The sequence below is a fragment of the Mycobacterium sp. URHB0021 genome (assembly GCF_054057895.1).
Genome location: NZ_JBSRZT010000002.1, coordinates 342,361 through 354,078, shown reverse-complemented (window position 1 = coordinate 354,078; position 11,718 = coordinate 342,361). Strand labels below are relative to the sequence as shown.

Annotated in this window: 10 protein-coding genes and 4 pseudogenes; 9 read left to right on the top strand and 5 right to left on the bottom strand. The window is 66.6% G+C overall.

Annotated features, from left to right (window positions below; all coding sequences use genetic code 11):
• The first annotated feature begins 2 nt into the window (after window positions 1-2).
• Window positions 3-215 (top strand): hypothetical protein, encoded by a 213-nt coding sequence (locus tag ACVWWN_RS03830; RefSeq protein ID WP_457142700.1) that lies wholly within the window; start codon window positions 3-5, stop codon window positions 213-215.
• 1,091 nt (window positions 216-1,306) lie between these two features.
• Here ACVWWN_RS03830 and ACVWWN_RS03825 read toward each other — a convergent pair.
• Entirely contained in the window at window positions 1,307-1,702 is a 396-nt protein-coding gene (locus ACVWWN_RS03825; RefSeq protein WP_457142699.1) for a DUF1942 domain-containing protein, read from the bottom strand.
• A 309-nt stretch (window positions 1,703-2,011) separates the two neighbouring features.
• Between ACVWWN_RS03825 and ACVWWN_RS03820 the strand changes: the two are divergent.
• The 4 pseudogenes from ACVWWN_RS03820 to ACVWWN_RS03805 all read left to right on the top strand — a co-directional run bounded on the left by ACVWWN_RS03820 (window position 2,012) and on the right by ACVWWN_RS03805 (window position 5,184).
• Window positions 2,012-2,847: pseudogene (locus tag ACVWWN_RS03820) on the top strand (sulfurtransferase).
• Window positions 2,848-2,993: 146 nt separating this feature from the next.
• Window positions 2,994-3,553, top strand: a pseudogene (locus ACVWWN_RS03815) (hypothetical protein).
• Window positions 3,554-3,809: 256 nt separating this feature from the next.
• Window positions 3,810-4,388 (top strand): annotated as a pseudogene (locus ACVWWN_RS03810) (TlpA family protein disulfide reductase).
• Window positions 4,385-5,184 (top strand): annotated as a pseudogene (locus ACVWWN_RS03805) (cytochrome c biogenesis CcdA family protein). Before ACVWWN_RS03810 ends, ACVWWN_RS03805 begins: the two co-directional pseudogenes overlap by 4 nt.
• A 17-nt stretch (window positions 5,185-5,201) precedes the next feature.
• Here the strand turns inward: ACVWWN_RS03805 and ACVWWN_RS03800 are convergent.
• Window positions 5,202-6,170, bottom strand: a complete 969-nt coding sequence (locus tag ACVWWN_RS03800; protein WP_457142698.1) for a M56 family metallopeptidase — start codon at window positions 6,168-6,170, stop codon at window positions 5,202-5,204.
• Complete coding sequence (locus tag ACVWWN_RS03795; protein ID WP_457142697.1) at window positions 6,167-6,541, bottom strand: BlaI/MecI/CopY family transcriptional regulator; 375 nt, start codon at window positions 6,539-6,541, stop codon at window positions 6,167-6,169. The genes ACVWWN_RS03800 and ACVWWN_RS03795 overlap by 4 nt, the downstream gene beginning before the upstream one ends.
• A 109-nt stretch (window positions 6,542-6,650) precedes the next feature.
• Here ACVWWN_RS03795 and ACVWWN_RS03790 point away from each other — a divergent pair, with 109 nt between their 5' ends.
• Genes ACVWWN_RS03790 through ACVWWN_RS03775 form a run of 4 tightly spaced genes read left to right on the top strand, consistent with a single transcriptional unit; the run spans window position 6,651 to window position 10,469 of the window.
• Window positions 6,651-7,568, top strand: a complete 918-nt coding sequence (locus tag ACVWWN_RS03790) for a cytochrome c biogenesis CcdA family protein (protein WP_457142696.1) — start codon at window positions 6,651-6,653, stop codon at window positions 7,566-7,568.
• Complete coding sequence (locus ACVWWN_RS03785) at window positions 7,565-8,281, top strand: peroxiredoxin family protein (protein WP_457142695.1); 717 nt, start codon at window positions 7,565-7,567, stop codon at window positions 8,279-8,281. The genes ACVWWN_RS03790 and ACVWWN_RS03785 overlap by 4 nt, the downstream gene beginning before the upstream one ends.
• Window positions 8,278-8,547 carry a glutaredoxin family protein gene (locus ACVWWN_RS03780; protein ID WP_457142694.1) on the top strand — a complete coding sequence of 90 codons (270 nt, stop codon included), beginning with the start codon at window positions 8,278-8,280 and terminating at the stop codon, window positions 8,545-8,547. Before ACVWWN_RS03785 ends, ACVWWN_RS03780 begins: the two co-directional genes overlap by 4 nt.
• On the top strand, window positions 8,544-10,469 hold the full coding sequence (locus ACVWWN_RS03775) for a copper resistance CopC/CopD family protein (RefSeq protein ID WP_457142693.1): 1,926 nt from the start codon (window positions 8,544-8,546) through the stop codon (window positions 10,467-10,469). The genes ACVWWN_RS03780 and ACVWWN_RS03775 overlap by 4 nt, the downstream gene beginning before the upstream one ends.
• Window positions 10,470-10,592: 123 nt before the next feature.
• On the opposite strand, the gene ACVWWN_RS03770 is transcribed toward ACVWWN_RS03775, so the two are convergent.
• Window positions 10,593-10,808: a hypothetical protein gene (locus tag ACVWWN_RS03770; RefSeq protein WP_457142692.1), complete on the bottom strand. Its 216-nt coding sequence runs from the start codon at window positions 10,806-10,808 to the stop codon at window positions 10,593-10,595.
• Window positions 10,809-11,413: 605 nt separating this feature from the next.
• Window positions 11,414-11,620 carry a hypothetical protein gene (locus tag ACVWWN_RS03765; RefSeq protein ID WP_457142691.1) on the bottom strand — a complete coding sequence of 69 codons (207 nt, stop codon included), beginning with the start codon at window positions 11,618-11,620 and terminating at the stop codon, window positions 11,414-11,416.
• Window positions 11,621-11,718: the final 98 nt, after the last annotated feature.

The following is an 11,718-nucleotide window of genomic DNA, read 5'->3' as shown; positions in this document are numbered from 1 at the left end:
CGATGGAAACGGCTTTTTACACGCTCGCCTTACTAGCGTGCCCGGTCGGGATGGGCCTGATGATGTGGATGATGATGCGCGGCAACAACGGCAACGAGTCGACCGGCCAGGGCGGTCATTCCGCGGATCAAAGGGAGGTTGATGCGCTGCGGGCCGAGATCGAAGCGCTCAACGCCGGGGGCGCCGCGCGGGCGCTACACGACCGGCGGCCATGAGTACCTGGGTGGCGGCCCTGGTGGCGGCCGCGGCGATCGGGCTCACCTACGTGTTCTGCGTACGCCCAATGATGCGTGGCCACAGCGGCTGCACGATGCACAAAAGCGCCGCCGGACAGCTGGGCGATCGCGGCGTACGGAAACGTGAGATCGCCCATTGCGTAAGGAACTGCCGGTGTTGAAGGCCCACGATGTGTTGGATCGGCAGACTCCGCCACCCACCGAGGGGTGACACTGGGAGTCACGTAATCACTTCGACGACAACTGTTCCAGGGCAGGGGCGAGTCGCAATAACCTTCATTTGCAACCCACAGTGGTGATTTTGGTGGCGGGGGTGCGGGTATGAAAGGCTGGGATGACGTGAGGGCGACTGGCGAGTCGGCAACGCTGCCGTCGACGGAGGTTGCAGCCGTGGTTGGTTTCTCGGCCATTTCTTCCCGGACGAACACGACGTCCGTCACAGAGACGCGGTCGAGGTCAAGTGGGCCCAACAGGGCGTCGGCGACGAACGCGGGTGCTGGGTTACCCATGAAACACGAACGACCCTGCTGCTGCTGATAGAAGGGCACTTCCGAATCACCTTCTCGCGCGGTGCTGTTGAGCTGACGAAGCGGGGCGACTACGCGGTATGGGGCCGGGTGTCGATCACACCTGGCGGGCTCTGACTGACTCGGTCGTGATCACCGTCCGATGGCCCTCGGTGTGAGAACTGTTACGGGTAGCGAAATGCTGGGAGCTGCGCGCGACGCTGCTGACCGCCCGTCGCGGCGGCCACCGCGACGCGCACACCGCCATTGAGCGGCCGGGGATCTGTCCGATGATTGACAACGCACCTCACTGAACCGTCTTCAACCCCACGGACCGGCAGGACCTCACGACAGCGGGTGGGCGAGAACAAAACCACCTGAGTGATGCATCGGCTGGGGCGGGCGCGTCACCAAGGAAAGCCGACGCCGCGTGAGAGCCGGCATGGGATCTCCGCCGGCTATCACCGCCGCCACAGCACCGTTCTCGACGCACCGCCGCTTCAGCGTGAACTGTCGGGAGCCCGAAACGGCAGTGGTGACCGACTGCGACGCGCCGCGCCTGCGTCATACACCGGTGCGACCGGTGCGCGTCCCGCACACCAATCGGCCGGTCTGGCGCCCTTGTGACAAGCCCGCTGGGCTGGCCAGCTCCCACAGCGCCGGATACCTGCCGCCGTCGGCGGTGGGTGCGTGGAAGTTGGGGATGATGGGTAGCACCGTCCCGGAGACCGCTGTCACCGACGCCGTCGCTTCCCAAAGCTGACCGGCCAGCCGATACCCCGGCGCCGGATCGGTGCTCTTCTTCAAGCCCGTCACCTGCCACTCCTGTATCCCGGCCCCATCCGCGAGCTGCTGACGCGAGCCGAAGCCGTGCGGACATGTGTCGGCGGCTGATGCCATCCCGGGGTAGCCCAGGCCGACCATCGCTATCACCATCGCGGCGATGACGGCTTTACCCACTGTGCGCATACTGAGCTGGTCCTCGTCGAACGGTGCACACCTCGAGGGGCACAAAGCCCCCGCCAGACGGCGTACACGTGCGGTCTCGGCGAACAGCCGACACTTACCTACTATCTACGTACGTACACGGTAGACGACTGCCAGCGTACCGCCGCAAGGAGCACAACACCCCGGCCCGTGACGAGTATCTACTGGACGCATCAGTAGAAACATCTACTATCAAAGTCAGTAGGTGGCAGTGCGGCTAGTGCTTCACGAAGTGTCATCGCCCGCATCGCCTCGCTTTCATCAATCAAAAGGAGTCACCGAATGACCTGCAGCGATGTTCTGGTCACTGCCGACTGGGCCGTGAGCAATCTGCACGCGCCGAACACCGTGTTCGTAGAGGTCGACGAGGACACCTCGGCCTATGGTGATGGGCACATCGAGGGCGCCGTCAAACTCGATTGGAGAACCGATCTGCGGGACCCGGTGCGCCGCGACGTCGTCGACGCGCAGCATTTTTCGAAGCTGCTGAGCGAACGCGGAATCGGCAATGACGACACGGTGATCCTCTACGGCGGCAACAACAACTGGTTCGCCGCGTACGCGTACTGGTACTTCAAGCTCTATGGCCACGACAAGGTAAAGCTGCTCGACGGTGGCCGCAAGAAGTGGGAGCTCGAGGGCCGTGCGCTGTCCAGCGAGCCGGTGAACCGCCCGGCCACCAGCTACACCGCCAAGCAGTCCGACAACAGCATCCGCGCCTTCCGCGATGAAGGCGTCGCCGCTATCGGTGAGAAGAATCTGGTCGACGTGCGTTCTCCCGACGAGTTCTCCGGCAAGATTCTCGCCCCGGCGCACATGCCGCAGGAAGGCAGCCAGCGTCCTGGTCACATCCCTACCGCCATTAGCGTGCCGTGGAGCAAGGCGGCCGACGAGGACGGCACCTTCAAGTCCGACGAGGAGCTGGCCAAGCTGTACGCCGATGCGGGCCTGGACGGCAGCAAGGAAACCATCGCCTACTGCCGCATCGGTGAGCGTTCCTCGCACACCTGGTTCGTGCTGCAGAACTCCTGGGGCACCACAACGTCAAGAACTACGACGGAAGTTGGACCGAATACGGCTCCCTGATCGGCGTACCGATCGAGCTGGGCGACAGGTAACCAGGGATAGGTGGGCGCGCGACGACGATGCCTCGGGTTAGTGCACAGCTGAACCCGTAGGTGATGGAGCTGAACCCGTAGGCGATGGAGAAGCGCTTGTGATGGCAACCGCTGAGATTGAGAATGGCGAGGGGGAAATGGTTGATATGGCCAAATTAACCAGGCGAGCAGCACTCGCCACGCTGGGCACTGCCGGCGGTCTGCTCGGCGTGGGTTACCTGCTGCACAGCGTCATCGGTGAGCTCGGATTGAGCATCGTGCCGGGCGGGGTCGCCCGCGCCTACGGGCCGGGGATGATGGGTGGCGCTGAGATGAGCACGTATATGAATATGTTCAACCGGCACAACGAGATCAGCCGCACCGTCGAGGAGATCCCCGGCGGTGTGCGCACCACCACCGAGTCGGACGCGCCCGAGCTCGCGGCGCAACTGCACGCCCATGTACCGGCGATGTATGCCCGTCTCACCAGGGCGCCGAAATCATGTGTATGAGCGCAACCCTGCCGACCCTCTTCGGTCGGGCCACCAACTACCGGCGTGAGCTCACGCTCACCGCCAAGGGCGTGGTGGCGGTTGAGACCGCCGACGATCCCGAGCTCACGCACGCCATCCGCGCGCACGCGCAGGAAGTCACGGGGTTTGTCACCGACGGCATGCCCGCGATGATGCGCGGCATGATGGGCGGCGGAATGATGGGCGGCTCGTAGCTCACCGATCGAGGACTGTTCGTGTCCGGCTACGGGGTGCGCTGGTCGCGGCGCGGGCTCAATGAGCCGGGTGCAGGCTTAGTCCGCGACACTACTGCGGCCCTGCGCATTCACGCGCAGGTGATCCGTGGATTCCCCACGCGCTCAAACCTTCTCAACGGCATCTACTATCATCAATAGTACTGGCGGCGATAGTAGGTAAGGCGGGTGGGTGGCGCGTAGTTGGACGGAGATGTCCGCGGCGGTGCGGATGATCATGGCTTGCTGCGTCGTTGTGCTGGCCAGCGTCGCTGTGGTGGGCTGTGCGACCGGATCGGGCGCGGTGGCCTCGGGTGGGACTTTTGACTTCGTGTCACCGGGCGGCAAGACGGTTCTCTTCTATGACCCTCCGTCCTCGCGGGGGACCATTGGCGCGGTGTCCGGCCCCGATCTGATGACCGACGGCAAAATCCTTGCGGTGTAGGACTATCCGGACACGGTGGTGGTGCCCAATTACTGGGGGCAGTGGTGCGGGCCGTGCCGCGCGGAAGCACCGAAGTTGGAGAAGGTGTTTGAATCGACCCGGCATTCGGGAGTGCAATTCCTGGGGATCGACGTCCGAGACCCGCAGAAAGCCGCGGCCCGTGATTTCGTGAACGATTTCAAGGTGTCCTACCCGTCGATCTGGGATCCCGCGATGCGTACCGCGATCGCGTTGGGCAAGCACTATCCGAGCAGCGTCATTCCGTCGACGTTGGTGTTGGATCGCCAACACCGGGTGGCTGCGGTGTTTCTGCAGGCGCTGCTGGTGCAGGATCTGCTGCCGGTCGTCGAGCGAGTGGCGGCCGAGCGGTGAGCACGGCGGCGTCCGGGATCGGGCAGAGTTTTCATACCGCGGCGGCCACCGGGCCATTGCTGCTGGGTCTGGCGGCGGCCGCGGTCGCAGGTCTGGTGTCGTTCGCCCCGCCCTGCTGCATTCCGTTGGTGCCAGGCCATCTGTCGTATCTGGCCGGAGTGTCGGGCGCGCAGGCGGTGCCGGGCGCGGGTGTCGGTGGGGTGGGGACGGGCCGGTGGCGGGTGACCGGCGCGGCCATGTTGTTCGTAGCCGGGTTCACGGTGGTGTTCGTGACGGCCAGCGCCTCGGTTTCGGGGTGATCGGACTACTCGCGGTGAATCAGGAGCTGCTGCAGCGCATCGGCGGCGTCGAGACGATCGTGATGGGGCTGGCGTTCATCGGGTTGATTCCCGTGCTGCAACGCGACAGCCGCCCGCATCCGCACCGACTGTCCAGGCTGGCGGGGGCGCCACTGCTAGGCGCAACCTTCAGATTGGGCTGGACTCCGTGCCTCGGGCCAACCCTGGCCGGGGTGATGTCGGTAGCCGCGGGAACCCAAGGCGTCACCGCGGCACGCGGGGTGGGGTTGATCATCGCCTACTGCACGGGTCTGGGTCTGCCGTTCATTGCCTTAGCGTTCGGATCGGCATCGGCAGTCTCCGGCGTCGACTGGCTGCGCCGGCACAGCCGCGCCATCCAGGTCGTCGGGGGAGTGCTGCTCATCGCGGTGGGCGCGGCGCTGACCACGGGGCTGTGGGCGATATTCGTCGACTGGCTGCGCCAGGACTTCGTCACCAACACGGTGCCGCCGATCTAACCGGTGCCCGACCCGCCTCAGGAGGCCATGAACGGGCCGCACGCCGCGAAGGTGCCCGACGCGGCAACCCACCCCGCCAGCAGCGGGGCTGCCACGACAACCACAGCGGCGGCGGCCAACAGCAAGTACGCCCGCAGGCGCCGCGCGGCGGTGCCCGGTTCGGCGAGCCGGCTGACGCGCGCCCCGAGCCCGACCGTCGAGGCACCCAACGCCGGCGACGGGATCGCGTCGGCGCCGGCCAGGGTCAGCAGCGCCGAAAGCAGCGCGCTGGGGCCGTGTTGGCGCACGGCGGTGTCATCGGCGCGCATCTCCAACAGACGCGCCACCTCGGCCTGCGCAACTGTGAACAAGCGGATCCGCGGCAGACTGGCCGCCAGCGCGCGGGTCACCGCCAGCACTACGTGATGGCGCCCGGCCAGGTGGGCCCGCTCATGGGCCAACACCGCATCCAAGTACGGCCGCTGCAGGGCGGCTACCGCGGCGCTGGTAATCACAATCGTCCCGGGCCGCCCGCCCAGGCAGTACGCCATCTTCTGCGGCGCATCGATGACCACACCGTCAACACCGGCGACCCGGCGTCCGACGATGCGCGCTGATTCGGCGTGGCGGCGACTGCCGGCCCTCGCCCGCAGCAGGGACCGACCGACCCGGATCGCCAGGGCGCCGACAAAGACCGACACCGCCGCGGTGGCGATCATCAGGCCGGCCTGGGAAGCCAACCCGCTCTGGCCACTGGCGGCCGAGCGCAGCGCCGCGACACACGCCCCCAGCGCCAGCGGATCGGGCCGATTCCAGGTCTGGGCGACAAAGGTGACCAACGCGACCGCAGCAGCAGTCCACGACACCAGCACACTGGCCAGCACGATCAACCACACCATGACCGCCGCACCTGGAGCCACGCCGTTGCGGGTCAGCCGCGGCAACACCCGCGGAGCGATGACCCCCACCACCGCCGCATACAGCAGCAGGCACACCGCCACACTCACCGGGCGCTCTTCCGAGAGCCCGTGCGCCGCAGCACCTTGCGCAGCTCCGCTGACTCCTCGGCGCTGATCGCTTCCAAGAAGTGCGCCAACACCAGATCTGAACGCCCACCCGCATCAAGCGCATCGCGCATCATCTGCGCGCTGTACTCTTCGCGAGTCAGCCGCGGGGTGTACAGATAGGCCTTGCCCTCGCGGTGCCGAGTCAGCCAGCCCTTGCGGTGCAGGTTGTCCATCGTGGACTGCACCGTGGTGTAGGCGATTTCGCGGTCGCGCTGCAGCTCCTCGAGCACATCGCGCACCGTGATGACACCGTCAGCGGCCCACACCCGGTCCATCACCACCGCCTCAAGATCACCAAAACCGCGTGCCACAGGTCCTCCTCGTCTCGCTCACCAGCCTACTGGCTCCGATGTGTACTATCTACGTACGTAGACCGTATCTTATCGGTGACGTGCGGGGAGCAAGAATGAGGGACCGTCCATGGGTGAACTGCTAGTCGGGACCACGCTGCTGGCTTCGTTTCTCGGCGGTGTGGTGGCGCTACTGGCGCCCTGCTGTGTATCGGTGATGTTGCCCGCCTATCTGGCGACGGGCTTTCGACACCGCGGCGGTGTGGTGGCGGCCACCCTGGTCTTCGGGGCCGGCGTGGCGACCTTGATCCTGCCGATCGGGCTGGGTGCCACGGCGCTGAGCCGGCTGCTGTTCGGCGGCCACGTGTGGGTGTTCTCCCTCGGCGGTGCCGCCATGATCCTCACCGGTGTCGCGGTGCTGACCGGATGGAGCCCGAATATGCCGATGCCCGGCGCGCAGGCAGCCCGCGCGGGCAGCTATCACTCGGCCTACCTGTTGGGGATGTTCTCCGGCGCGGCATCGGCGTGCTGTGCACCGGTGCTGGCCGGCGTGGCCGTGTTGTCCGGGGCGGCTGCGTCGTTCCCCGTCGCCTTGGCGGTCGGCGTGGCCTACGTCGCCGGGATGGTCAGCCCGCTGGCATTGGTCGCGCTGATCTGGGACGTCCGGCGGGAGAACACCGCGCGCGCGGTTACCGATAAGACGGTCGTCATGAGGTGGGGCCATTACCGGCGCAGTTTGGCCGTGGGTACCGCGATCAGCGGTGTGCTGATGATCGCGATGGGCGCCTTGTCCATCGCGCTGGCGGTGACAGGTCCCGGGATGCCCAGCAGCGGTTGGCAGACCGAGCTGTCGGGCTGGCTGCAACACCTCAGCGCCACCACCCTGCACGCCGTTTCCTGGCTACCCGGATGGGCGCTCCTCACGATCCTGGCGGCAGGTTCCGCTGCCCTGATCGGCCGCGCGATCCGGCGGCGACCCAGCCCAGCACCGGCACACCACCACTTCGACCTCGACGACATGGCTAGCAACCAGGAGGAACGGCGATGACCAACGCCCGATCAAAGACCATCCGGCAGACAACAGCCACGCGGCGCCACCGCGGTACGGCGGCGGTTGCTGCTGCGGCGTCGGCGTCACCGCAGCGCCGGGGTCCGTGGATCAGTGTTGCCATGACCGCGGTGATCGGCATCGTCGCGGTGGTGGTGTTGTATCTGGTGTTCGTCAGCAGTCCAGGACCAACACAATCCAGTGCCGGTAACGGCTATGCCCACGTGGCCGGAAAGCCCGGCGCCGGTAGCCCCGCACCGGCATTCACCCTCACCTCCGGAAAGGGGACACCGGTGAGTCTGGCGGATTACCGCGGCCGCTCGGTGTTGCTGTATTTCCAGGAGGGTTTGTCGTGTCAGCCGTGCTGGGACCAGATCCGCGACCTCGAACAGAAACAGCCCGCGTTGCACGCCGCCGGCGTGGACGCAGTCGTGTCCATCACCACCGACCCGGCTCCCCTGATCGGGCAGAAGGCCGCCGATGAGAAGCTCGCCACCCCGGTGCTCTCCGATCCGGATCTAGCGGTTTCCCGGGCCTATGAGGCCAACCAGTACGGGATGATGGGCACCATGCGTGACGGGCACAGCTTCGTGCTAGTCGGCCCCGACGGGCGGATCCGCTGGCGCGCCGACTACGGCGGCGCCCCCAAGTACACGATGTTTCTGCCCACAGACAAGATGCTGGCCGACTTGACCGCCGAGCGCCTCCAGTGACCGCAACAGTGCCGATCATCCTGCTCACCCAGCCCGCCTGCGGGATGTGCGAGGTCGCCAAGAATATCCTGGCCCGCCTGGGCGACGAGTATCCGCTGTCAGTGACCGAAATCGGCCTGGGCACCGAACCGGGTCGACGTCTGGCCGAGCAGGCCGGCGTGATGTTCGCCCCCGGCGTCCTGGTCGATGGGCGCCCGTTCTCCTACGGGCGGCTTTCCGAGCGCAAGCTTCGGCGCCTGCTGGATCGGCGCGCCGCGCCCAAATGACTTACGGCCTGCGGCGCGCCGCAGGGGTCCTCGGTGTGCTGATCACGTTGGCAGCGCTGGCGCTGGGCGGGGCCGGTTCGGCGGCGGCGCACCCGACACTGCTGTTCACCGAGCCTGCCGCCGATACCGCGACATCCGATGCCCCGCAAGTCATTACGCTGATGTTCAACGAAACGGTCAGTATCGGTGCGGACGCCATCGTGGTGCTCGATAAGGACGGCCGGGCGGTGCCCATCGGCTCTGCGACGACGGCGCGACAGGGTCAGGTGGTGACCGCGCGGCTGGCGGCGGGCCTGCCGCGGGGCAGCTACACGGTCCGCTGGCGCGCCACCGGCACCGACGGTGACCTGGTGGAAGAAGAGTTCCGATTCGGGGTGGGCTATGCGCTGGCGCCCACCGCCAACCGAGCCGCCCAGCCGCCGATCGCCTGGTTGTCCGCGGGCTTACGCTGGCTGCTACTGACCGGGTTGGCGATCGCATTCGGCGGCCTGATCGCCCAACGATTCATCTCCTCGGCCCGCGTCGAAAATCCGCGGCTGCCGACGCCGGGGTCCCCGATCACGGGATCGCTGGTGGTGGCGTTGCTCGGGGGCGCCGGGCTGGGTGTCCAACTCGTCGCCGACGCTGGACGGCTGAATGTCCTGTGGGGCGAGGGTTCTGGGCCGGTGGTGCTCGCCGAGATCATCGCCGTGACCGTGGCGTTGGCGCTCGTGAGTGTGCGACGGCGCAGATGGGCGCTGTTGGCGCTGCTGGTGGCCGTCGGCGCTGAGGGGTGGAGATCGCATGCCCAGACGGCCGCACCGGGGTGGGGGGCGCTGCTGACCGGTGTTCACCTGGCCGCGGCGGCGATCTGGGTGGGCGCGTTAGTGCAGACCACGCTGGCAGTGGTGGCCTGGCGGCGAGAACCCGCCGCGGTGCGCTGGATGCTGCGCGGATACATGCGTTTGGCGGTGTGGACATTCGTGATCGTTATCGGCACCGGCGTGGCGTCGGCGCTACTGTTGGTGCCGCTGTCGCAGGTCGTTTCGACAAGCTACGGTCGGGTGCTGCTGATCAAAGTCGCGCTCGTGGCGACCGCGGCGGCGCTGGCCCTGACCGCACGACGCATTCAGCGCAATGAAACCCGAGTCCCGTTGCTCACAAGGGTGATTCGTATCGAAAGTGTCACCCTAGTGGCGGTATTGGTCCTCAGCGCGACCCTGGTGTCCACCGCGCCGGTGAGCGCCGCGGTGCAACCCGCTGCGCCACCACCGCGGGGACTGATCGTGCCGCTGGGAGGGCTCGCCGGCCAGATCGGGGTCGCCGTCGCCGCCAGCGATGGGCAGCTGGTGGTGCGCCTGGCCGCACCACGCCTCGGCGACTACTACGCCGCTCAGCCCGACCGGCACTACACCGTGTACGGGCGTCTCGGCGGGCCGAGCGGTGATGCGGCACTGGTGTTTCGCGGCTGCGGACAGGGCTGCTTCGTGGCCAACACCGCCTGGAGTGCCGGCGACAATGTGCTCAGCCTGGCCGCGGGCGCCGACGACGCCAAAGGTGGCTCGATCAGCATGCTGGTGCCGTGGCCGCCGCGGAACGGATCCGATGAACTTGCCCGCGCGGTGGCCGCTACCCGCACCGCGGGCGACATCACCGTCTACGAATCGGTGAGCAGCGATTCCACGACCGGCACCGGCGAACCCCACCCACTTCACTTGGCAGCGCAGTTTTTCGTCGCACAAGAGCCCTACGCGGCCGGCACCGCGCCACAAGCGGTGCGCATCCTCAGCGGCAGCGGGTCGGTCCGCCTGGCCCTCGGCTACCCAGCCGCCTCGATCAACGTCCTACTCACACTGGACAAAGCGGGTCGAATCACCGACGAAACGCTCACCGACCCCAGCCACCTCGTCACCAGGCGACTCGTGTACCCCGAGGACGACTGACCCGAACCAGCGCCGCGGCCCGCTCTACAGGGAACAGCGGATGGCTACGGCACGCTGGCGGATCCCGTCGTTACGGAACGAAAAGGGGGTTGCCAGCGCCGGTTCGGTGATGTCATTTGATGGTCAGCCGACAAGTTTTTGAATTCCTGTCCAGTATCTGAGCTGTTCGCCGTCCGAGATCCCCGAGCTGAAGGCCACCACAATGGTGGCTGCCTGACGCAGGCCTCGGGGCCTCGCATACAGCTCGGCCTGGCCGGTCGTTGCAAACGACTTCACCGACACGGTGTCAGTGACCACCGACTGATCGCACCCGACATCGACGCAATCCAGCGCGGTCACGTCTCGGGGATCCGGGGCGGACAGCCCTGCCCTGGTGATCCCGTCGACGCCACCCTCGCCGTCATCACGCGCATAACCCCTTCGTGAGTCGGCAAATTACCCAGCGACGTTCGCGATGCAGCAGCACCCGGCGCGGCTGGCTTCGACGGGTTCGGCGCTGCGGTGGCGCACGCGGTCACCACCACCGTCGCCGCCGCTAGGCCAACCCAAAGCGCACCCGGTCGACGCCGCAGATCCTCTCGGGGACTTTTGCGTCTATGCCACACCGTGGACCTTGGCGGCGTCGGGGCACCGCCCCGAGTAGCCGGTTGGGGTTGTTACCTTCCAACCGCCCATGGTGCACGTGACCGGCCCTCCAACATCAAAATCGGCAACACAATAATTCCATGCACGGCCCATGAATCCGCTGGTTGACCGGCTTAGGAGAGGAGCGCCCAGCGCAGCGGAGGTTGCCGAAACGACCCCTGGATCAGCAACACTCGCAGCTTCACGATCGTCTGTTCGTCGGCACTCGAGTCGGGTTGCCGGACACGTCGGCTTAACATGAGGCGTACGCAGAACAGGTAGCTGACGTGATCTGCCGCCGCCAGGGCTCAGCCAGGCATTCACGGCAGGGGGTTTTGCGGAGCCCAAGCTGCGCCGCGGGCCTTGAGCGCTTCGATTTCGGCCCGCAAGGCTTGCAATTCGCTGCTATTGGCAGCGCCGCTGGACTGCTCGGCGGAGCCCTCGTTCTGGCCCCTCATCATGAACATCATCAGCCCCATGCCGACCGGGCAGGCCAGCACGGCAAGCGTGTAGAACACCGAAGCCATCACAAACTCCTATCCAGGCAGCGCTGCATCGGATGCACGAACACAGCCTACGGACTACGTACGTACATAGTAGGACATGGATCCACGGTGACGGTAAT